This window comes from Streptomyces sp. NPDC044033 (assembly GCF_056434425.1).
In genome coordinates, this window is sequence record NZ_JBWKFF010000033.1 from 9939 (window position 1) to 32783 (window position 22845).

The window sequence follows — 22845 nt, forward strand, 5'->3', positions numbered from 1 at the left end:
CGGGGTGGGTTTGTTTGCAACAACTTTGCTTTCGGCAACCCCCAGCGAAGGGGACCATGTGGGGCTGTGTGGGAAGGGGGGGGGGGGGGGGGGGGCCGCGGGGGGGGGGCCCCCCCCCCCCCCCCCCCCCCCCCACGCCGGCAGCTCAAGGGCGTGCTGCGCGACCAGAGCGTCCTCGCGGGCATCGGCAACGCCTACTCGGACGAGATCCTGCACGCGGCCCGGATGTCGCCCTTCAAACTGGCCGCGAGCCTCACCGACGACGAGGCGCGGGAGCTGTACACGACAGTCGTCGACACCCTCGGCCGGGCGGTCGAGCAGGCCCGGGGCCTCGCGGCGGGCGACGTGAAGGCCGGGAAGCGGGCGGGGATGCGGGTGCACGGCCGGACCGGGCAGCCCTGCCCGGTCTGCGGGGACACGGTGCGCGAGGTCTCCTACCGCGATTCCTCGCTCCAGTACTGCCCGACCTGCCAGACCGGCGGGAAGTCGCTCGCGGACCGGCGGCTCTCCCGGCTGCTCAAATAGCCCGCTGCCCGGCCGAGTCCCGCCCGCCCCGCTGCCGCGGCCGCCCCCCGTTCGGCCCGTTCGGCAGGCCGCCGCCCGGCCGCGCCCTCGCGTCCGCAGCCGCTACCCAGCCGCGCCCTCGCGTCCGCAGCCGCTACCCGGCCGCCTCCCGCTCCCGCTCCCGCGCCTCCGCCTTGGCCAGCTCGGACCGCTTGTAGGAGTAGCCGAAGTAGACCACCAGGCCGATCAGGAACCACACCGCGAAGCGCACCCACGTCTGCCACGCGAGATAGGTGATCAGCCACAGCGACGCGGCCACCCCGATCGCCGGGACCACCGGCATCCCCGGGCAGCGGAACGTGCGCGCCAGCTCCGGCCGCTTGTAGCGCAGCAGGATCACCGAGGCGCAGACCACCGCGAAGGCCAGCAGGATGCCGATGTTGGTCAGCTCCGCCGCCTCGCCGATCGGCAGGAACCCGGCGATCGCCGCCGACGCGAAGCCGACGATCCAGGTCACCCGCGTCGGAACGTGCCGCGTCGGGTGCGTCTTCGCGAACCACTTCGGCAGCAGCCCGTCCCGGCTCATCGAGAACCAGACCCGCGTCACTCCGAGCATGAACGTGAACATCACCGTGAGGATGCCGATGATCGCCCCGACCGCGATGACATCCGCGAGCCCGCCCAGCCCCACCGACTTGAAGGCCGTGGAGAAGCCGCTCGCCTTGTCGATGTCCTTGTAGTCCTGCATCCCCGTCAGCACCAGGCAGGCCAGCACGTACAGCACCATCGAGATCGCCAGCGAGTACAGGATCGCCTTCGGCATATGGCGCTGCGCGTCCTTGGACTCCTCGGCCGCCGTGGACATCGCGTCATAGCCGAACACCGCGAAGAAGACCGTCGCCGCGCCCGTGAACGCCCCGCTGACGCCGAAGGGGAAGAACGGTTCGTAATTGCCGGTCTTGATATGGAAGAAGCCCACCGCGATGACCACGAGCACCACCAGGACCTTCAGCCCGACGACGATCGTCTCGAAGCGGGCCGCGTTCTTGATGCCGAGCGTCAGCAGATAGGCGATCAGCAGGCACAGCAACGCCGCGAAGAGATCGACCCGGTGCCCGCCCCCGGTGCCGGGGGCGCCCAGCATCCAGTGCGGCAGCCCGGCGTCCATCTCCCCGAGCAGGAAGTTGATGTACCCGGAGATGCCGATCGCCACGACCGCGACGATCGCCGTGTACTCCAGCAGCAGGTCCCAGCCGATGAACCAGCCCGCCAGCTCGCCGAGCACCGCGTAGCCGTAGGTGTAGGCGGACCCCGCCTTCGGGATGAGCCCCGCGAACTCCGCGTACGAGAACGCCGCTGCCGCGCTCGCCACCCCCGCGATCAGGAACGACACGAGTACGGCGGGGCCCGCCTTGCCGTTCGCGATCGTGCCCGCCAGGCTGAAGATGCCGGCGCCGATGATGCCGCCGACACCGATCGCGGTCAGTTGCCAGAGCCCGAGCGAGCGCTTGAGCCGCTCGCCCGCCGCGCCGTCGTCGAGCTGTTCGATCGGTTTGCGGCGCAATACGCCCTGTCCCATCCGGAGCCCGGCCATGATGTGTCCTCTCCGTGGAAGCTGACGGCCGGTCATCATGGCCGAGCCCGGGCGAGGGGGGAAGACGCCGCACCGCGCCGCGTGCGGTCAGTTCACCGCGGGCGGGGCGGCCGACGCCGAGGTTCCCCAGTCCGAGGGCGCGGAGCCGACGCCGAAGGACAGCGACCGTCCGCGCCGGATGTCCTCGGTACGCACGTACGTCTTGCCGTACGACGAGCCGTCGAGGCGCACCGACCGGATGTACCGGTCGTGGTCGGAGGTGCCCGGCGCGGTGATGGTGAACCGGCCGTGCGGGTACCAGCGGCGGTCCAGGCGCAGCTCGACGCGGTCGAAGACCGGCGTGGACAGCCCCCAGGTGTCGGCGCCGGGCTGCACCGGATAGACGCCGATGGCGGAGAGCACCATCCACGCGGACATGGTGCCCAGATCGTCGTTGCCGGTCATGCCGCTCGGCGAATCGGTGAAGAGGGTGAGCGCCGCGTGCACGACGTCGGTGGTCTGCCACGGCCGGCCGGTGGAGAGGTAGGTGTACGGGGCGATGGTGTCGGGTTCGTTCTGCGGGTTGTACTTGTCGGCGTTGTAGTAGTCGTACGGGCCGTTGACCCACACCTTGCGCGCCGTCCCCGCCGGGTCCTCGATCAGCTTGTCGTAGGCGAAGAAGGAGTCGAGGCGCTTGTTGGCCGCGTCCTTGCCGCCGATCAGGGACACCATGCCGGACAGGTCCTGCGGGACCAGCCACTGGTACTGCCACGCGGTGCCCTCGTGGAAGCCGACGCTCTTCGCCGGGTCGGCGGGGCCGGTGAACGCGCCGTTCGCGTCGCGCGCCCGGAAGAAGCCGGTGCCGGGGTCGAAGATGTTGCGGTAGTTCTGGGCGCGCCGCGCGTAGCGGGCGGCGTCCGCCGGGTGCCCGAGGTCGCGGGCCATCCGGGCGAGCATCGCATCCGACAGCGCGTATTCGAGGGTCGCCGACGCGCCGTGGTCGAAGTCGGAGTCGCCGGGCTTCTTGTGCTGCCAGTCGGCGAGGTAGGGGGCGTAACCGTCCTTGATGTACTGGGCGTTGGCCTCCCGGCCGACGGCGGGGGAGCCGGCCGGCGGCACCCCGTCGGCGTTCTTCTTGAGCGCCCGGTACGCCTCCTCCTCATGCCCCTTCAGCAGCCCCTGCTGATAGGCGTTGGTGAGGTAGGGCGTCACCGGGTCGCCGGTCATGATGTTGGTCTCGACCGTGCCGTACCCCCACTTGGGCAGCCATCCGCTGTCCGCGTCGACGCGCAGCACGGACAGCGCCATGTCCCGTGCCTCGCGCGGCGCTAGGAGCCCCAGCAACTGCGCCTGGGTGCGGTAGGTGTCCCACAGGGACCAGTTCTGGTAGTAGGTGAACCCCTTGGCGCGGTGGATCCTCTGGTCCCAGCCGGTGTAGCGGCCGTCCACGTCGCTGCCGAGGTTGGGCGCGAGGAAGGACCGGTAGAGGGAGGAGTAGAAGGTGCGCCGCAGCGCCTCGCCGCCGTCCTGGGTCCGTACGCCGCCGAGCCGCCGCTCCCAGGCCGCGTCCGCCGCGCGGGCCGTACGGTCGAAGCCGCCGCTCTCGGCGCGCAGATTGCGCCGGGCGCCGGCCGCGTCCACGTAGCTGATGGCGGTGGTGGCCTCCACGCTCCGGTCGCGGGTGGCGTCGAAGCGGAGCCACGCGCCGTTGCGCCCGGTGCCGGTGGAGGATCTCGAACCGGTGGTGACGGTGCCGTCCCGCCAGGTGCCGTAGGCGGTGAAGGGCCGGTCGAAGCGGGTGACGGTGTGCAGGGTGTACGGCTTGGTGCCCTGGCAGAAGCCGTGTCCGGTGATGGTGGTGCGCACGGTGCGCGCGTCGAGGATCTCGACGGTGGTGGAGTCCGTCTTGTGCAGCGACTGCCCGGCGTTGAGCAGGACGTTGGCCTTGTCGGTGGCGGGGAAGGTGTAGCGCTGGTGGCCGGTGCGCCGGCCGGCGGCGAGTTCGGCGGTGATGCCGCCGTAGGACTTCAGGCCGACCCGGTAGTAGCCAGGGCGCGCCGTCTCGTCGTCATGGCTGAAATCGGCGGCGTAGCGGGCGTAGTCGGTCTCGGTCACCTCGCCGGTGGTGGGCAGCGTCGGCAGGTCGCCGCCGAGGCCGCAGCCGACGCCGGACAGATGGACGGCGCTGAAGCCGCGGATGCGGGTGTCCTTGTAGTCGTAGCCCGTGTTGTGCCCGGTGTCGGGGGAGAGCTGCACCATGCCGAACGGCACGGAGGCGCCCGGGTAGGTGTTCCCCTCGTTCTGCGTACCGATGAAGGGGTTCACCAAGTCGGTGAGACGGCCGCCGGACGGGGTCTCGGCGGCCTGCGCGGGTACGGACGCGAGCCCGCCCAGCAGCGCCGCGCAGGCGAGGGCGGCGGCGCGGGCGCGCAGCCGCGGGCGTTGGGTCCATTTCATCGTTCACGACCTTCACACGATCGGTGACATCGTTGTCAGCGCAGAGGCTGGCCCGGCCCGTACGCCCTGTCAAGGACGCGCCGGACAACAGGGACGGCGCGTCCGCCGGGACGTCCTGACCGAACCGGCCCTTACGCGGCCCGCCGCCGAGGGCGAGACTGACGCCCTGCCAGTCGATTCCCCTACCGTGAACAGAGGCGGACCACCATGCCGAACGGCGCGCAGACCCTGATCCGCAGCCTCGTCGACGCAGGCGTCGACGTGTGTTTCGCCAACCCCGGCACCTCGGAGATGCACTTCGTCGCGGCCCTCGACGACGTCCCCGAAATGCGCCCCGTCCTCTGCCTGTTCGAGGGCGTGGCCACCGGCGCCGCCGACGGCTACGCGCGCATGGCCGAGCGGCCCGCCTGCACCCTGCTGCACCTCGGCCCCGGACTGGCCAACGGCCTCGCCAACCTGCACAACGCCCGCCGCGCCCGTACCCCCATCGTCAACCTCGTCGGCGACCACGCGCTGGGCCACAAGCCGCTCGACGCCCCGCTGGAGTCCGACATCGACGCGCTGGCCGGCAGCGTCTCCGGCTGGCTGCGCCGCACGCGCGACGTCGCCGAGCTGGGCGCGGACGCGGCGGAGGCCGTCGCCGCGGCCGCCGAGGGGCAGATCGCCACGCTGATCGTGCCCGCCGACATCTCCTGGACGGAGGGCGGCAAGGCGGCGCCCACCGGACTCGGCGTGCGCTCCGGATCCATCCCCTCCGACTTCGCGGCCGTCACCGCCGCGCTGACGTCGGGCGAGCCCGCCGCCATCCTGCTCGGCGGGGCCGCGACCCGCGGCGCGGAGCTGGAGGCCGCCGCCCGGATCGCACGGGCCACCGGCGCCAGGCTGCTGTGCGAGACCTTCCCGGCCCGCCTGGAGCGCGGCGCGGGCGCCCCCGAGGCCGAGCGGCTCGCCTACCTCGCCGACGCCGCCTCCGCCCAGCTCGCCGGTCTGCGCCACCTGGTGCTCATCGGGGCCGTCTCGCCCGTCACCTTCTTCGCCTACCCCGGCAAGCCCGGCGACCTGGTGCCGGAGGGGTGCCAGGTGCACACGCTCGCGCCGACCCCGCAGCAGGCGGCGACGGTACTGCTGCCGTTGGCGCACAAGGTCGCGCCCGAGGCCGCCCCCGCGCTCGCCGCCGCCCGCAGGCCCGAACGCCCCACCGGCCTGCTCACCGCCGAGTCCGCCGCCGACGCCATCGGCGCGCTGCTCCCCGAGGACGCGATCGTCGTCGACGAGTCCAACACCTCCGGCCTCTGGCTGCCCGGCGCCACCGCGGGCGCGCCCCGCCACGACTGGCTGACCCTCACCGGCGGCGCCATCGGCCAGGGACTGCCGGTGGCGACCGGCGCGGCCGTGGCCTGCCCCGGGCGGCCGGTGCTCTGCCTGGAGTCGGACGGCAGCGCCATGTACACGTTGCAGGCCCTGTGGACGCAGGCCCGCGAGAACCTCAACGTCACCACCGTCATCTTCGACAACCGCTCCTACGCGATCCTCAACCTGGAGCTCCAGCAGGTGGGCGCGGCGGTGGCCGGCGAGCGGGCCCGCGGCCTGCTGGACCTGTCCCGGCCCGAACTGGACTTCGTGGCCCTCGCCAACGGCATGGGCGTGCCCGCCTCGAAGGCCACCACGGCCGAGGAGTTCACCGCCCAGCTGGAACGCGCCCTCGCCGACCCCGGCCCGTACCTCATCGACTGCGTGGTGCCGCCCATCGTCTGAGGCGGTGTCGCGTCCCTGGTCGGATCACTGCTCGGTGTCCGGTGCGTACGCTTCGAAACTGCCGCGAACGACGCGGGGAGAGATCGAGCATCGGAGCCGCCACATGCCGGACACCAAGCGCATCCTCTGCTTCGGGGACTCGCTCACCTGGGGCTGGGTCCCCGTGGCAGAGGGGGAGCCCTCGCGGCGCTACCCCTTCGAGGAGCGGTGGACGGGGGTCATGGCCGGCGCGCTCGGCGACGCGTACGACATCGTGGAGGAGGGCCTCAGCGGCCGGACCACCACCGCCGACGACCCCGCCGACCCCCGGCTCAACGGCTCCCGCTACCTGCCGTCGGCCCTCGCCAGCCATCTCCCGCTCGACCTCGTCGTCATCATGCTCGGCACCAACGACACCAAGGCGCACTTCGACCGCACGCCCTTCGGCATCGCCACGGGGATGTCCGTGCTCCTGCGCCAGGTGGCCCGCTCGGCCGGCGGCGTGGGCACGGTCTACCCCGCGCCCCGGGCCCTGGTCGTCGCGCCGCCGCGGCTCGGGGAGATCTCCGGCCCGTGGCGTTCCGAGGTCTTCAGGGGCGGCCAGGAGAAGTCCGCCCGGCTCGCGGGCTATTACCGCGCCCTCGCGGACGCCGCGGGCGCGGCCTTCGCCGACGCCGGAGAGTTCATCACCACCGACGGGAAGGACGGCGTCCACTTCACCCCGGAGAACAACGAGGACCTCGGGCGCGCGCTGGCCGAGGTGGTGGCCGCGCTGCTGTAACCGCCCGCCGCGAAGGGCCGGGCCCCGGCGGGGCCCGGCCTGTCAGCGGCCCGGCCTCAGCCGGGGGCGTGCCACAGGCCCGCGTGCTCGCGATGCGCCTCCGCCAGGCCCTGGTTGAAGAACCGGTCGTAGTACTCCAGCTCCACATGGTGGGTCTGGAGCCAGACCCCCGGCACATGGATCGCGTCCGTATGGGCGGGGAACCGGCCGTGCGTGTCGAAGATGTACGAGCAGATGTCGCGGGCGCAGTCGACGACCCGCTCGTCGTACTCGCTGGCCTCCGCCAGATAGCGCTGCCCGTAGTCCTCCTTGTAGATCCGGGAGAAGACGTCCTTGTCCGTGTACGTGCCGCCCGGACCGAACTTCGAGCGGATCACCGAGTCCACGGCCGCCGACATCGACGCCTGGTAGGGCGGGCACGCGGCCTCGATCAGCCGCTCGCCGCCCCGCTCCAGACCGACGGGGTGGGACCGGACGTTCGCGTACTTGGGCAGCGGTACGTGCCAGCGCCAGATGTCCGCCAGCCGCCAGCGCGGCGTGACGAACGAGAAGCCCAGCATCCGCCCGTACAGCCGGGAGAACTTCGGGTCGCCCAGCGCGATCTGCGGATTGATCGAGGCGTGGATCCACGCGCCCAGCCCCATCGCGTCCGCGACGAGCATCAGGTTCTGGAGCAGCAGATCCGCCTCGATCTGGGTCCGCAGCGGTCCCAGCGCCCCCAGCGGCAGTTTCAGTTCACCGTTGAGGAAGCCGTTCTTGACCCACTTCTTGACGCCCGCCGGGCGGTAGAAGTTCCGGTCGTCCACCAGCGTGGGCCGGGCCCCGTCGGGCTGCGTCAGCAGATACATCAGCCCGTTGACGTACTGGTGCGAGAGGTCCACGACGGGGAAGAAGACCGTGCTGCCCGGCAGGTTGGACAGGAACCGGTTGGAGTCGAGGTACGCGGGGAAGTCCCGCAGCCCCTCGGCCACGTCGAGGCGGGTGTCGAGCACCCTGACCTTCGCCAGGCGCGCCCGCTCGATCAGGTTCGCGGCGTCGAACGGCACGTCCGGCGCGGGCGGCAGCCTCCGCAGGAAGTACGTGCCGCTGTCGTCGATCATGAAGAAGTGGGTGCCCTGGGCGTTGTCCGGGCTGCCCGCCGACCGGCCGGCCATGGTGAGGTTGGGCTTCGACATGATCGGCTTGCCGTCGCGCGGGTCCTCGAACGGCCGGTCCGGCATGGTCAGCCCGGTACAGCCGGTCAGCGCGATCAGCACCGCCTCCTCCAACTCGCCCAGCGGCTCGGGCGAGTGGGGGGAGTGGTACGTCATCGACCCGGCCGAGACGGACGCGCCCCGGCTCACCCGGTGCGTACGCCGCCGCCACACCGTCTCCAGCAGGGGCCGGGCGAGCAGGTCGTCCAGCCCCTCGTGCGCTGCTGCGCTCATCGTCGTCCTCTCAGCCGTCGGCGCCGGGGCTCCGGGCCGGCTGGACCGGCCGCCAGGGGGCGAAGGCGCTGCCGTGCCGCGGCAGCATGGCCGCCAGCTCCGGGCAGTGCCGCAGGATGACCGAGTTCATCGTGCCGTGCTCCACCCAGTCCATGCCCAGCGGCGTGTAGACCTCGGGCCGGTAGTCGACGGTCAGGAAGCGGTCGCTCTGCAGCCGCCGGGTCGCCATCAGGATGAAGATGCGGAACGCCGTGTCGCTGAACCCGAACCCGGTCGGCGGGTTCTCGGCGAACAGCCCGACCATCGTGTCGATCTCGTCGACCGAGCTGTACACCTCCTTGAGCCGCGCCACCGTCTGCGGGTCGTCGGAGAGCTCCTCGAAGCGCCGGATGCGCTGCTTGCGCAGCCCGGCCCGGAAGTCGTTGTACCGCGGCACGCCGCGCCGCCGGGTCCGTACCAGGTCGACGACGGACAGGTCGATCACCTCGCCGTCGCGCTCGAAGTGCTGGAGCGCGCGCGGGAAGTTGTTGAGGGTGATCGCGCCGGGGTGGGCGATGCCGAAGGAGTACAGCGAGTCGGTGAGCCCCGTCTTGCGGGCGACGGACTCCGCCGCGGTGCCCTGGATGTCGTTGAAGCCCAGTGTCTCCAGCCGCTGCCCGAAGTGGTGCTCGCGCATCTCGAAGTCGTCCGGGATCAGCGGGTGCATCCGGTAGACGGTGACGAAGTCCTCGGTGAGGGAGTACGGCACGTCGTTGTGGTCCGGCAGCGTGTTGGGGATGCCGGTCAGGGCGTGCGTGTCCAGCAGCCACAGGCCCAGCTTGCTCAGCCAGTTGTCCGGCGGGCCCTCCCAGTTGGTGTGCAGGCCGATGTCCAGGGCCTCGGTGGCGAGGATCGCCGGGGTCCACTCCACCGTATGGATCTTGGCGATCAGCGCGGAGACGACCAGCCGCGCGGTCTGGTAGATCCGCTCCTCGCTCATCGTCGGGTAGGAGTGCCGCAGCGCGCCGCAGACCGCGTTGTGCTCGCGGGCGAAGAGGGTGTGCATCATGCTCAGGCCCAGCCACCAGTTCTCGCTGAAGCCGGTGAGCGGGATGCCGTCGTGGCCGATGGGCAGGTGGCCCTCCTCCAGACGCAGCGTCGCACCGCCGTCCGCGTCCCGCATGGCGCGCGCCGTCTGCTCGTTCTCGCCGTACACCTCGGACCCGTCCCACCAGTGCGAGGCGGTGTTGGAGAAGAGGATCGGCGGCCGGTTGCCGGGCTGTTCCACGCCCTCGTTCTCGGCGAAGCGCATCAGGTTCTCCGGCGGCCCGCCGGGGGTGTTGTGCCACTCGGGGCTGCCCGGCGGCAGCGCCACCTCGACGTTCCGCTTGCCCGCCGGGTAGCGGCGGTGGTTGACCCAGTCGTGCACCTGGAACTGGATCCAGGACGCGGCGAGGATGTTCAGCGAGGTCGCGGGCCGGAACTCCTCACGGGTCAGCAGTTGCCTGCTGACGGTCACGGGGTTCGGGGTGTCGAAGAGGTCCGGGCGGTAGTCCGGTTTGAGGTTGCGGCCGAAGGACGCGCCGATCGCGCCCATCTTCGGGGCCGACAGGTCGTTGGACGTGCCGTCGTACGTGCGTGCCGTGCGGACCTGCTCGTCGATGGGCGGGGGCACGGGCACGGCCTGCGGCGGCGCCTCGCGGACCTCCGTGTCGATCAGGTTCAGCTTGCGCAGCGCCTGCCGCAGCGCCACCAGGTTGAGCAGGCTGAGCTGCAACGGCAGCTTGTGCCACGGCACGAACCGGTTCACCAGCCGGAACAAGGCCCGTACGGGAACCCCGAGGATCGCGTTGCGGCGCGGCTCCACCGTCACGAACCGCAGCCCCAGCCGGTGCGCGCTGCTCGCCTCGTACGCGACCTTGCGGGCGCGGTTCAGGTTGCCCAGCGGGCGGAACTCGTCCGTGGTGTACCAGGGGTTGAACGCCAGCTCCTCGACGCGCCGCGCCGCCGAGCGGGCCTCCGCGGTGTCGACGTCCTGCGCGGGCAGCGTCAGCACCGCGACCGGCACCACCGCCGCCACGTTCTCCTGCCACTCCACCGCGCCGTTCTCGATGGGCGTGCGCCGCTCGTCCACGAACCGCTGCACGCACAGTTCGAAGGCGACCTCGCCGGTGCCCAGCCGCCGCGCCAGTTCGTGCCGCAGATAGTCGGGGTCGGCCTGGTTCGCCTTCGGCGCGGGCGGCGCGCCGGGCGCGGGGCGCAGCTGGTAGCGGACCGGCCCCGCCTCGCCCCACAGGATGGCGCCGCGGCTCCAGTACGTCTCCTGCGCGAGGCTGTCCACCTTGTGGCGGGTCGCCTCCCGCACATTGCGCCGCATCCGGTTCGCGGCCGAGATGCCCACCGCCAGCGGCAGTTTGACCAGCAGCCCGAACGCCTTCTGGAGCGTGTTGCCGGCCCCTGCCATGGCCTTCGCGAAGGCCACGAACTCCCGTGCGTCGCGGGCGTGCGAGACGGGGAAGTTCGTCGTCAGCAGGTCGTGGCTCTCCTCCGCCGACACCTCGACGCGCACGGCCGCGCCGCGCATGTCGCCGGTGGCGTCGCTCTGCGGGATTCCGCCGGCGTTCGAGAGCCGCAGCAGCGCCGGGTACTCGGCGCCGGGCTGCGCGAAGCCCGTCCGCAGCGGCGCGGGCAGATCGTCGAGGAACCGCAGCCGCGCGTTCTCCAGCCCCAGCACCGCCTTGGCGTGGAAGGCCCGCTGCGGGTGCGCGGCCCCGCTCGTCTGCTTGTTCTTGAGCTGCACACGCATCAGTTCGCGGGCGAGCCGCTCGAAGACCAGCCGTTCGGCCTCGGGACTGCCGCCTTCATAGTGTTCGTACTGGTCGTGCTGCCCGGTGTCGGCCATGGGACGCGCCCTCCGTTACGGGAGCAGGGGGCAGTGACGCTACTCGCGCGGATTCGCTTGCCACAGATGAGGTTCGGGCCTCCTTGTGGATCTCGGCGGCGGGCGGCCGGGGCCCGGCCCGTACCGGAAACACCCAGCTCGGCGGGGGCGGGGACGCCGCCGCGGCGGCGCCGGGGCCGGGTGGACCGGGACGTTCTCCCTCAGCAGCCTCACCAGGCCCGCACCCGGTGGCCGGTGTTCGCGTCCGGCTCGGCACGCCGGTGCGCGGGTCCGGGCCGAGCACCGGCCGGACGCATCTCTCAGTACCCGTGAATATTATCTCTGACCTGCTCTTATTGATGCCGTGGTACCTGAGCAGTACGGTGGCCCCATGCCAGCCCTGAATGTGGACTTCCCCGACCAGGAGCTCCAGGAGATCCGCGAGATCGCCCAGGAGCGCGGGATGACGATGAAGGCGTTCGTCCGCGCGTCGACGGCCGATGCCATCGCGCACCACCGGGCGCTCAAGGAGGGCGCGGAGGTCTTCCGCCGGGTCTTCAACGACCCCGATCTCGCCGCGGCCATCGCCGAGGCCGGGATAGACGACGGCCCGACCACCGGCACCTCCGGCCGGGCCGCCTGATCCATGCTCCCGATCCTGCACATCGACGTCCGCTGGCTGCTCACACAGCACGAGATCGCGCTCCCCGACCAGCCCGTGATCTCCGACTTCTCCGCCCTGGTCGCCGCCGTCGCCCGGCACCGCGTCGACCCGCCCCGCCTGGGCGTCGACTCCGACCCGGCCTGGCGCGCCGCGGCCCTCCTGCACACCCTCGTCCTGCTCAAACCGCTGCCCGCGTACAACGTGCGGTTCGCCTGCGCGGTCTCCATCTCCTACATGCACGCCTCGGGCGAGGGCCTCGACGACCCGTACGGCGAATTGGTCGAACTCACCAAGGAGCTGGCGGCCGGCGAGAGCGACGTCTTCGCCGCCGCGGACCGCATCCGCTCCTGGCGGCTGTGACGGCGGGCGCTACGCGTCGGCGTCCGCCCGTCGCGGCGCCGGCGGCCACGCGTCCGTACGGAGCACCCCGAGTACGTACGCTCGCGCGACCAGCGCCGTGCGGTGCTCAATGAGGCGCTGCGGCTGTGGCCGACGGCCGCCGCCTTCAGCCGCCAGGCCCGCGAGGACACCCTCCTCGGCGGCCGGTACCCGCTGCGCGCCGGGGAAACCGTCATGGTGCTCACCCCCATGCTCCACCGCGACCCCGGCTGGGGCGACAACCCCGAGCTGTTCGACCCCACCCGGTTCTCGCCCGAGGCGGAGGCCGCCCGCTCACCGCACGCGTACAAGCCGTTCGGCACCGGTGAACGCGCTTGCATCGGGCGGCAGTTCGCGCTGCACGAGGCCACCATGCTGCTGGCGCTCCTCGCCCACCGCTACCGCTTCATCGACCACGCCGACTACCGGCTGAGCATCAAGGAGACGCTCACCCTCAAGCCCGACGGCCTCACCGTGGGGCTCGTGGCTCGCACCCCCGCCGACCGCGCCGCGATCCGCGGCGCCCTCCCGGCGGACGGCGGCGACCGGCTCCGCACCGACGCCGAGGCGGCGAACGGCCTGCCCACCCGAGCCCGGCAGGGCACCGGGCTCCTCCTGCTGCACGGCACCAACTACGGCACCTGCCGCGACTACGCGCAGCGCCTCGCCGACGCCGCCGCCGACCTCGGCTTCGCGCCCGCCGTCGCCCCGCTCGACGCCCACGCCGGCCGCCTGCCCACCGACCGGCCCGTCGTCATCGTCGCCGCCTCCTACAACGGCCGGCCCACCGACGACGCGGCCCGCTTCGCCGCGTGGGCCGAGCGCGCCGAGGACGGCGCGGCCGACGGCGTCGCCTACGTCGTGCTGGGCGTGGGCGACCGCAACTGGGCCGCCACCTACCAGCGCGTGCCCACCCTCCTCGACGACCGCCTCGCGGCCCTCGGCGGAACCCGGCTCCTCCCGCGCGCCGAGGCCGACGCCTCCGGCGACCTCGGCGGCGCCGTCAAGACGTTCGCCACGGCCCTGCGCGACGCCCTGCTGACGCAGTACGGCGACCCCGGCTCCGTCGGCGCCGCGGCCGGCCCCGCCGCCGACGAGCCCGCCTACGCCGTCACCGAAGTGACCGGCGAGCCCCTGGACGCCCTCGTCGCGCGCCATGGGCTGCTTCCCATGACCGTCACCGAGGCATACGACCTCACCGACGCCGCGCACCCGCGCACCAAGCGGTTCCTGCGCCTCGAACTCCCCGCCGGGGCCGAGTACCGCACCGCCGACCACCTCGCCGTGCTCCCCGCCAACGCCCCGGCGCTCGTCACGCGCGCCGCGGCCCTCATCGGCGCGGACCCCGAGACCGTACTGTCCGTACAGGCCCGCCGCCCCGGCCGCGGAACCCTGCCCGTGGACCGGCCGCTGACGGTACGTCAACTCCTCACCCGCTACGTCGAACTGCAGGACCGTCCCACCGTCGAGCAGCGCGCCACCCTCGCCGAGCACAACCCCTGCCCGCCCGAGCGGGCGGCGCTGGGCGCGCTCGGCGACGACGACCCGCGCACTCTCCTCGACCTCATCGAGGACCACCCCGCGCTGCGCGGCGCCCTGCCCTGGCCGGTCCTGCTGGAGCTGCTGCCGCCGATACGGACCCGCCACTACTCCATCTCCTCCAGCCCGGCCGACGATCCCCGCCGCGCCGACCTGATGGTCTCCCTGCTGCACGCCCCGGCCCGCTCCGGACGCGGCGACTACCGCGGCACCGGCTCCGGCCATCTGACCGCGCTGCGCCCCGGCGACACCGTCCTCGCCCGCGTCCAGCCGTGCCGCGAGGCGTTCCGCATCGGCCACGACGCGCGGACCCCCGTCATCATGGTCGCCGCCGGCACCGGCCTCGCCCCCTTCCGGGGCGCGGTCGCCGACCGCCGGCGCCGCGGCGGACTCGCCCCGGCCCTCCTCTACTTCGGCTGCGACGCCCCCGACGCCGACTACCTGCACGCCGACGAACTCCGCGCCGCCGAAGCCGCCGGGACGCTCTCGCTGCGCCCCGTCTTCAGCGCCCGCCCCCAAGACGGCCACCGTTATGTGCAGCACCGCGTCGCCGCCGAGGGCGAGGAGCTGTGGGGGCTGCTGGAGGCGGGAGCGGTGGTGTACGTGTGCGGCGACGGCAGCCGCATGGCGCCCGGCGTGCGCGACGCGTTCCGGGACCTGTACGCCGAGCGCACGGGCGCGGACCGGGCGGCGGCGGACGCCTGGCTGCGCGAGCTGACGGCCGCCGGACGCTATGTGGAGGACGTCTACGCGGCGGGCTGATCGCCGGACCTGCTCCACCACTGGGGCGGCAGGTGCAGCACGACGAGCGTGAAGCCCGCCAGGATGAAGTTCCGTCCGGCGGCCTCCAGCCCGTTCCACTTCGACGACTGCCACATCGCGAACCACTCCCCGCCGATCGCGATGAAGCCCGCCCCGAAGAGCAGCATCAGCATCAGGAGCCCCAGCGTGCTCAGCCGCCGGGCGCGGGCGAAGTCGCCCCGCCGCAGCCCGCGCCCCCACAGCGCCGTGGCGAGAATGAGGACGAGGGCGGCCAGCGTCTCCCAGACGATGACGGCGATGTAGGCGATGTCCTGCACGGTGCGCGAGTCGATCGCCCGCCACATGAGGTCGTCGTCCTTGAAGGTGGTGTCCATCGCCAGCACATGGCGTACGAAATCGCGGTTGGTGTCGAAGTCGGTGATGTTGCCGAAGGCGACGAGCGCGATGTAGAGCGCCAGCGCGCCAGTGAGCACCGTCGCCGCGACGGGCAGCGTGCCGAGCCGTTCGAGTCTCTTGATGACCATGTCAGGAAACTAGCGGTGCGGTGGCCACGAGGACAGCGCGGGGTGGCACGGTGTGCCGGTCACCGGCGATCAGCGCCGCGCCGGGGGCGGGCGCGCCGTCCTCGGCGCCGGTGTCGAGGACGACTCCGTAACGGGCGCCGGGCCTGCCGGGAACGGCGAAATCGGCGGGCCCGGTGTCCGCGTTGAGGAGCACCAGGATGTCATCGTCCCGCGCCGGGGCCCCGCGCCCGGGAATGCCGTCGCCCGCCAGGAGGAGGCCGAGGAACCGGGTCGACGGATCCTGCCAGCGGGCCGTGGTCATCACCCGCCCGTCCCGGTCGTACCAGGCGACGTCCGGGGGAGCGCCGGAACCGGTGAGGAAGGCCCGGCGCTGGAGGGCCGGGTGCACGCGCTGGAGGGCGATGACGCGGCGTACGAACGAGGTGAACGGGTCCGGGCGGTCCGGCCAGTGGTACCAGCTCGTCCCGTTGTCCTGGCAGTAGGCGTTGTTGTTGCCGCCCTGCGTACGGCCCAGCTCGTCGCCGCCGAGCAGCATGGTGACGCCCTGCGAGAGGAGGAGGGTCGCGAGCAGGTTGCGCCGCTGAAGGGCGCGTACGGCGTTGACGGCGGGGTCGTCGGTGGGGCCCTCGACGCCGTGGTTGGCGCCGTGGTCGTCGCCCGTGCCGTCCCGGTTGTCCTCGCCGTTGGCCTCGTTGTGCTTGCGCCCGTACGCCACCAGGTCGGCGAGGGTCATGCCGTCGTGGCAGGTCACGAAGTTGATGGACGCGTCGGGGCCGCGCCGGTCGGCGGCGAAGAGATCGGCGGAGCCCGCGAGCCGCTCCGCGAGGCCGCCGACGGCCGGCCGGCCGCGCCAGAAGTCGCGGACCGTGTCCCGGTAGCGGTCGTTCCACTCCGCCCAGCCCGGCGGGAACCGCCCCACCTGATAACTGTCGGGCGCCCCCACGTCCCACGGCTCGGCGATGAGCTTCGTACGGCCCAGCACCGGATCCTGGTACAGCAGGCCGAAGAACGCGGAGAGCCGGTCCACATAGCCGTGCTGACGGGCCAGGGTGGCGGCGAGGTCGAAGCGGAAACCGTCGACGCGCATCTCGGTGACCCAGTAGCGCAGCGAGTCGAGGATCAGGCGCAGCACCTCGGGGCGGCCCGTGTTGAGCGTGTTCTGAGTGCCCGTCGTGTCGATGTAGCGGGACGGGTCGGCGGGGTCGAGCCGGTAGTAGACCTCGTTCGCCAGCCCCCGGAAGCTCAACGCCGGTGCATCGGGCGGCCCTTCGGCCGTGTGGTTGTAGACGACGTCGAGGATGACCTCGATGCCCGCCGCGTGCAGCGCGGCGACCATCGACTTGAACTCCGCCACCTGGGCGCCCCGGTCGCCCGCCGAACTGTAGGCGCCGTGAGGGGCGAAGAACCCGATGGTGGAGTAGCCCCAGTAGTTGGTCAGTCCCAGGTCCAGCACGCGCTGCTCGGACAGGAACTGATGCACCGGCAGCAGCTCCACGGCGGTCACCCCCAGATCCGCGAGGTGCCCGACGACCGTCGGATGGGCGAGGCCCGCGTAGGTGCCGCGCAGGGGGCGCGGCACGCCGGGGTGCGTGACGCTGACGCCCCTCACATGCGTCTCGTAGAGCACCGTGTCCGCCCAGGGCCGCAGCGGAGGCCGGTCCGCTCCCCAGTCGAAGGAGTCGTCGGCGACCAGGCAGCCCAACTGCCGAGGCGCCAGCGGGTACATGGCCTTGGCGTACGGATCGAGCAGCAGCCGCTCACCGTCGAAGAACAGGCCGCGTGCGGGGTCATGAGGGCCGGACGCGCGGAAGGCGTACCGCTGACCCGGCCGCGCCTCCGGTACGTACGCGTGCCAGATGTCGCACTCCGCGGACATCGGCACCCGCCGCTCGCCGCCGCTCTCGTCGAGCAGGCACAGCACCACCTCGCCGCCGTACGCGCCCGCGGAGGAGTACACCGCGAAGTTCGTGCCCCGCCCGTCCCAGGTCGCGCCGAGCCGGTACGGGCCCGCGGGCATGGTCTCCATCATCGGACTCCCGTCGCTCCAGGCCCCGGCCGGGGCCCCGGTTCAGTCGTAGCCGCCGAACATGAAGAGGGCGGCGCGCTGGTCCGCCGGGTTCAGCAGTCCGTGCAGCTGCCCGCCCTTGAGCAGCGCGAGGTGACCCGCCGTCAGCCGCCGGACCTCGAAGCAGCGCGTGCGCGTGCCCGGGTCCGCCCAGTCGCCGATCACCATCAGGCCGTCGCCCTCCAGCATCAGGAAGACCTCCTGGTTGTCGCGGTGCCGGTGCAGCCCTATCCCGCTGGCCGGGTCCATGACGTGCAGGTCCATGTAGGAGACGGCGAAGAACGGCTCCACCTCGCCGCTTGCGTGCCCCTTGCGGCCGAACGCGTCGAGGTTGTACGGCTCCAGCGCGCGGTCCAACTCACCGCTGTCCGCCTGCCGGCCGTACGAACTGAACAGGTTGCGGTACTCCAGGAAGCCGAGTCCGCCGTGCGGCTGGGGGCTGACGCCGACGCCGAGGAAGGCGTCCCAGCCACGCACCCGCATCTCGAACCCGAGCCGCACCGTACCCCGCACCGGATCACAGGCCCCGGAGCCGTCGGCGTCCGCGGTCCACCGCACGTCGAGGTAGAGGGGGTTGACCGGGTGCATCGGATGACCGGCGGCGACCTGGCGCAGATCCCGCCCGTCCAGGCCGTCGCGGGCGAAGTCGGCCGCCCCGCCGGGGACCAGCTCGGGGCGCGGCTGGAGCAGCCCCGTGTCCAGCGAGGACTTCCCCCGCTCGCCGAGCCGCTCGCGCAGCCCGTCGCCGCCCCGGCCCCACAGCTCCACCGTGTAGAAGTCGCTCTCCTCGTCGTACGGGGCACGCAGCCGCACCGCCTCGCCGCCGCCGACGGAGACCGTCACGCCGATGGCGTCGCCGAGCCGCCCGGCCGCCTGCCACAGCTCGGAGTCGGGCCCGCCCCGGTAGCTCAGCTGGAGGAACGGGCCGCGCCAGTCGTCCGTCGCCGCCCAGCCGCGCACCGCTCGGGTGTCGCCCAGACGGAAGTCGCGGACGTTCTGCTTCTGGAAGTCGGTCTTGACGTCCTGCTCCTCGGCGGCCAGCCGGTCCTGGTCGGGCGCGCTCGGCCCGTACAGCTCCAGCCACCGCAGCGGAAAGAGGTACTGGAGCGAGACGGCTTCGTACGCCTCGCGCTCCGCCGCGAGGCGGGAGCGCTCCACGAGCCCCAGGAGCTTCTGGAGCGGGTTGGCGGCCTCGTAATCCGGTGGCTTGCCGGGCTCCACGCGGAAGACCGAGTCGCTGTGCACGATCGCGGGCATCGGCCCTCCCCAATCGGTGTGCTCCAGGCGGCGGCTAGGTGGTGTGGTACAGGAACGCCACGAAGACGAGTGGTTCGTCGAACGGGTTGCGGATGCCGTGCACCCCGCCGCTCTTGGTGTAGATCACGCTTCCCGGCCGTACCGGGAGCTCCCGGCACTTGACCGGACTCACCCCGAACACCGGCCGCTCCACCAGCGGATAGCCGTCCGTGTCCGCCGCGTCCCCGTCGCCCATGTACGCGAGGCCCGCGCCCGAGACGATGTAGTACAGCTCCTCCGAGCCGATGTGCCGGTGGGCGCCCTCCACCGCGTGCGGCGGGACGGTGACCTCGTGGAAGAAGACGAGGTCGCTGCCGAGTTCGCGCTGGAACAGCCAGCGCATCCGCACGATGTTGTCCTCGCGCCGGTCCGGGGCGCCCTCGTCGCTCATGGCGTTGCGGTAGTTGACGGGCCGGACGCGCGAGGCGTCCGGGATGAAGAAGCCGCGCCGGAAGTCCAGCAGGTAGTTGCTGTCGGAGACGGTGTTCGCCGGGGAGCTGGGCTCGTCGGTGCGCGGCTCCTGGTGCGAGCGCAGATAGGCGTTGTCCCACTGCGGTTCGCGCCGGCGCTGCCCGGTCGGATGGACCACGCCGTCCTCGCGGAACGCCACGGCCACCTCGCGGACCTGGCCGAGCAGCGGCGAGAGGGCCGGCACCCGGGTGATGGGCGCGTCCCGCCCCATCAGGGGCAGCACCCGCAGATCGTGCGGGGTGCCCTCCGGCGGCTCCAGGGTCTCCCAGATCTCCGTCGCGTACGCCCCGATCACCGGGTCCCAGTGCAGGGTGACCACGGCCTCCGCCGGGGCCCCCGCGTCATCCCCGGTCACCCGCAGCCACGCCTTCGTACGGGGCCCGAGCCGCCGCCCGAACTCCCGGGCCTGCTCGACGAGGCGGATGCCGGAGTACTCGATCCGCAGCATCGGGCAGAGCCTGCTGCCGCCGAGGTAGACATCGCCCTTGATGGCCGTGCCGTCCGCCGAGCCGCGCACCTCCGCGACGTAGTAGCGGTAGCGCGAGGAGCGCGTCGCGTTCAGATACCGGGCGTGGTAGATGCGGTCGGGGTAGAAGACGACCCGGAAGATCTCGTTCTCCGGGTGGGTGTAGACCTGATCGAACCGGCTGTCCATTCAGCGCCCCCCGCCCGTCACAGCTTTCCTCCACGGCTCACGGCGCATCACAGCCTCCCCAGCAGCGCGTCGCCGACCCGGAACGAGTTGGCCTCGATGGTGAGCGTCGGGTTGGCGCTGCCGGACGTCGGCATGAACGCCCCGTCCGTCACATAGAGGTTGTCGAAGTTCCAGGCCCGGCAGTCCGGGTCGAGCACGGAGTCCCGGGAGTCGGCGCCGAACCGCGCGCCGCCCAGCACATGGTTGGCGATCCGCACCACCGAGGCGCCCACCGAACCCGAGCTGACGTCCTTCACCTCGCCGCCGTTCTCCAGGATCGCCCGGCACCGGTCGGCGAGGACGTCCATCAGCGCGCGGTCATGGCCGTGCCAGGTCTTGATGATGTACGCGACCGGCCGGCCCCACTTGTCCTTGACGCGCGGGTGCAGCTCGATCCGGTTGGCGCGCTGCGGCACCTGGTTGGCCATGAACGCCAGCGACAGCCGCCGCCCGAACCCCGCGTCCAGATAGTCCTCGAAACCGTTGCCGAGGATGCCCGTGTCGTAGAGGTAGCCCTTCCACATGTCGTCCATGTCCATCGCGTGCCAGGTGCGCGCCAGCGAGATCGGCAGGGCCCCGTCCGAGGTGTTGTTGTAGATCACGCCGCCCGCCCACAGCCCTTGCTCGCGGAACCACTCGGGGCGCGCGCAGTGGTCGGTGGCCCAGTCGGAGTCCAGCGTCCGGGACTTGTCCGCGCGCGTCGGCACGGCGCACTGGGCGCCGCCGAAGCAGTGCGTGAGGAAGTACGCGCCGAGCAGCCCGTTCCCGTTCAGCCGCCGCTCGAAGGCGGGGTCGGCCGCGCCCGACAGGAGCAGCAGCCGCACCGACTCGATGGCCGAGCACGCCACGACGACGAGCTGCGCCGAGACCGTACGGGCCGCGCCGCCCGGATCGCGGTAGTGCACCCTGGTGACCTTCGCGCCCTCGGCCTCCAGATGCGTGACGCAGCAGTTCGCGCGCAGCTCGAACCCATGGCCGACCTCGCGCAGCGGGGCGAGCAGCGACACCCACGTATTGGACTTGAGGCCCAGCGGATCGCCGTACCGGTTCACGAACGCCGTCTTGATCGACTCCCGGTCCGCCGGCACCGTGCGGCCGCTCGGCGCGTGGTCCTCGGTGATCACGGCGAGCGGGGTGCGGTAGCGGCGCATGCCGAGCGCGTCCATCCCGGCCGCCGCGTACGCGCTGATCGGGTTGGGCTCCAGCGGCGGCTGGTAGTGATCGGCCGATGGAGTCTTCGCCTGGCCCTCCCAGGTGCCGTTGACGCCGATGAGACGCTCGGTGTGCCCGTAGTACGGCTCCAGCTCCGCGTAGTCCAGCGGCCAGTCGCGGGCCTCGCGCACCACGTCGCCGCCCGGATCGGCCCGCAGATCCGACCGGCCCTCGTTGAAGGAGCGCAACCGCAGGTCGTCCGGGGTGAACCGGGGCGAGACCCCGCCGTACAACTGGGTGCCGCCGCCCACCACCTGCGCGGTGTACCCCTCGATGGTGACCCGGTCCTGCCCGTCGCCGTCCCGGTAGACATGCGGCTCGTCGTTGAGGTCGGGCTCCACATGGCTGGAGAAGTAGGACTCACCGGTGTTGGCCACGCCCCGCACGGTGATCCGCTTCTCCGCGCCGGTCGCGAACGACTCGTCGCGCTTGAAGTCGCTCAGCCCGTCCGGGCTCTGCGCCTGGGTGCGCAGCAGCGGCCCCTTCTCCAGCACGAGCACCTGGTGCCCCGCGCGTACGAGCGTATGGGTCAGCGGGGCGCCGCCCGCGCCGCTCCCGATGACGACGACTTCGACGTGCTCGGTCTCCTGCCGCACGGCATCCTCCTGCACGGTGTTCCCCCTCAGCCGCGGTAGTCGGCGCTGTGCCCCAGCGGCTCCTCCACGGCGCGCCGCCAGTCGAAGAGCGTGCCGCCGGCCGGATCGCGGAACCGGCTCTCCAGGTACATCCAGCCCGCCGCGCCGGAATTGCCGCCGTGCCGCGGATGGGCGAAGGCGCCGGTCATCGCGTGCCGCCGCAGCAGCAGCAGGAAATACCGGGGACTGCGATAACGGCCGTAATCCCAGCCGTCCACCCGCTCGGCCGCCATCTGCGCATAGAGATCCGCGTATATCTCCGGGGGAGCCGCCGCGGGGTCCAGGCCGTCGATCCGGGACCGCAGCACATCGCCGATGATGTCCAGGCAGAGGTGGTAGTCGACCGCGTGGTGCTGCTCCTGCCGGGATATGACCTTGTCGATGTAGTTGACCGTGCCGACTTCCTCGTCGAGCTGGTAGGAGAGCGGGAACTCCGAGCCCCGCGCGCTCCGATCGATCGACTCGTACACCTCGCGCACGAACCGCCGGTTCTCCTCCAGCCGGAACGGCAGCAGATGCCGCACGAGCCGCCCGAGCAGCTCCCGTTCGCCGCGGTTCAGGGCGAGCGGCACCGAACACGCGTCGGTGAACAGCCGGGACCACACCCGGCCGTTGTCCGCGACCGTCTGCTGCGGATTGACCGGGTCGAGTACGTACGCGCCGTCGACCGCGTACTTGTACTGGTGCACCTGCCCCTTGGCGATGCGCACCGTGGCGGCGGAGAGACCCGTCGGCCGACCGGCGAAGTCCACCGACCGCAGCGGCACCAGGACATGCAGCGGCGCGAAGGTGCCCACCACGGAGACCGACTCCGGGGACGCGCCACGGCCGTCGTACACGAAGGTCACATCGTTGAAGGCGAACGACGTACGGGCGCCGATCCCGTCCCAGTGCGTGTCCACGACCGGGAAACGCCATGCCTCGCACACCGCGGCCCGCGGGTCCCGAGGACCGTACTGGCCGAAATCATGGCGGGCGTCCGAACTGTCCCGGGCGAGGTATTTCGTACAGTGGTTCAGGACGTATTGATCGTCCTTCTCGATGATCTCGACTTTCACCGCGGCCCCCCGAGCGATGTGACGATCAGGCGTCACCGAACGCTGGAATGCCAATGAACGTATTCCCGGTCCGGTGGCTTGTCCACGGCCGCGGTGCGAGGCGGCGAACCGGACGGCCGGCGTCCAGGGGTTTGCCCGCGCCGTACGGGGTACTTGCGGTGTTCTCGACCGTATCGTCACCCCGGTCGCCGTCCCCCTGGTTGGAGCCGAT

General features: G+C 72.1%; 14 protein-coding genes and 2 pseudogenes. 6 read left to right on the top strand and 10 right to left on the bottom strand.

Annotation, left to right across the window (positions count from 1 at the left end; translation table 11 throughout):
• Positions 1-135: 135 nt before the first annotated feature.
• Positions 136-525, top strand: a pseudogene (locus AC07AB_RS36775) (zinc finger domain-containing protein); the annotation flags it as partial.
• Between the two features lie 133 nt (positions 526-658).
• Here the strand turns inward: AC07AB_RS36775 and AC07AB_RS36780 are convergent.
• Both AC07AB_RS36780 and AC07AB_RS36785 read right to left on the bottom strand, forming a co-directional pair.
• A complete protein-coding gene (locus AC07AB_RS36780) occupies positions 659-2098 on the bottom strand; it encodes an amino acid permease (RefSeq protein WP_478576334.1) in 1440 nt (479 codons plus the stop codon).
• An 87-nt stretch (positions 2099-2185) separates the two neighbouring features.
• Positions 2186-4534 carry a GH92 family glycosyl hydrolase gene (locus tag AC07AB_RS36785; protein WP_478576336.1) on the bottom strand — a complete coding sequence of 783 codons (2349 nt, stop codon included), beginning with the start codon at positions 4532-4534 and terminating at the stop codon, positions 2186-2188.
• A gap of 207 nt (positions 4535-4741) precedes the next feature.
• On the opposite strand from AC07AB_RS36785, the gene AC07AB_RS36790 reads away from it, so the two are divergent.
• Together AC07AB_RS36790 and AC07AB_RS36795 are read left to right on the top strand one after the other, a co-directional pair.
• Complete coding sequence (locus tag AC07AB_RS36790) at positions 4742-6289, top strand: acetolactate synthase large subunit (protein ID WP_478576338.1); 1548 nt, start codon at positions 4742-4744, stop codon at positions 6287-6289.
• Positions 6290-6392: 103 nt separating this feature from the next.
• Positions 6393-7049, top strand: coding sequence for an SGNH/GDSL hydrolase family protein (locus AC07AB_RS36795; protein WP_478576340.1), 657 nt, complete (start codon positions 6393-6395; stop codon positions 7047-7049).
• 56 nt (positions 7050-7105) lie between these two features.
• On the opposite strand, the gene AC07AB_RS36800 is transcribed toward AC07AB_RS36795, so the two are convergent.
• A complete protein-coding gene (locus AC07AB_RS36800; protein ID WP_478576341.1) occupies positions 7106-8476 on the bottom strand; it encodes a hypothetical protein in 1371 nt (456 codons plus the stop codon).
• Positions 8477-8486: 10 nt separating this feature from the next.
• Positions 8487-11357 (bottom strand): peroxidase family protein, encoded by a 2871-nt coding sequence (locus tag AC07AB_RS36805; protein WP_478576343.1) that lies wholly within the window; start codon positions 11355-11357, stop codon positions 8487-8489.
• Between the two features lie 370 nt (positions 11358-11727).
• Between AC07AB_RS36805 and AC07AB_RS36810 the strand changes: the two genes are divergently transcribed.
• The 3 genes and pseudogenes from AC07AB_RS36810 to AC07AB_RS36820 form a co-directional block, all read left to right on the top strand.
• Entirely contained in the window at positions 11728-11979 is a 252-nt protein-coding gene (locus tag AC07AB_RS36810) for a hypothetical protein (RefSeq protein ID WP_363130531.1), read from the top strand.
• A 3-nt stretch (positions 11980-11982) separates the two neighbouring features.
• Positions 11983-12360, top strand: a complete 378-nt coding sequence (locus tag AC07AB_RS36815) for a toxin Doc (RefSeq protein WP_478576345.1) — start codon at positions 11983-11985, stop codon at positions 12358-12360.
• A gap of 96 nt (positions 12361-12456) precedes the next feature.
• A pseudogene (locus AC07AB_RS36820) lies at positions 12457-14679 on the top strand (diflavin oxidoreductase); the annotation flags it as partial.
• On the opposite strand, the gene AC07AB_RS36825 reads toward AC07AB_RS36820, so the two are convergent.
• Genes AC07AB_RS36825 through AC07AB_RS36850 form a run of 6 tightly spaced genes read right to left on the bottom strand, consistent with a single transcriptional unit; the run spans position 14664 to position 22634 of the window.
• Positions 14664-15203 carry a DUF2165 domain-containing protein gene (locus AC07AB_RS36825; protein ID WP_478576347.1) on the bottom strand — a complete coding sequence of 180 codons (540 nt, stop codon included), beginning with the start codon at positions 15201-15203 and terminating at the stop codon, positions 14664-14666. The pseudogene AC07AB_RS36820 and the gene AC07AB_RS36825 overlap by 16 nt on opposite strands.
• Before the next feature lies 1 nt (position 15204).
• Positions 15205-17229, bottom strand: coding sequence for a glycogen debranching protein GlgX (gene glgX, locus AC07AB_RS36830; protein ID WP_478576349.1), 2025 nt, complete (start codon positions 17227-17229; stop codon positions 15205-15207).
• 42 nt (positions 17230-17271) lie between these two features.
• A complete protein-coding gene (locus AC07AB_RS36835; RefSeq protein ID WP_478576350.1) occupies positions 17272-18525 on the bottom strand; it encodes a cupin domain-containing protein in 1254 nt (417 codons plus the stop codon).
• Between the two features lie 34 nt (positions 18526-18559).
• Positions 18560-19690 carry a cupin domain-containing protein gene (locus AC07AB_RS36840; protein WP_478576352.1) on the bottom strand — a complete coding sequence of 377 codons (1131 nt, stop codon included), beginning with the start codon at positions 19688-19690 and terminating at the stop codon, positions 18560-18562.
• 47 nt (positions 19691-19737) lie between these two features.
• Complete coding sequence (locus AC07AB_RS36845; protein ID WP_478576354.1) at positions 19738-21552, bottom strand: GMC oxidoreductase; 1815 nt, start codon at positions 21550-21552, stop codon at positions 19738-19740.
• Between the two features lie 11 nt (positions 21553-21563).
• A complete protein-coding gene (locus tag AC07AB_RS36850) occupies positions 21564-22634 on the bottom strand; it encodes a gluconate 2-dehydrogenase subunit 3 family protein (protein ID WP_478576355.1) in 1071 nt (356 codons plus the stop codon).
• Positions 22635-22845: the final 211 nt, after the last annotated feature.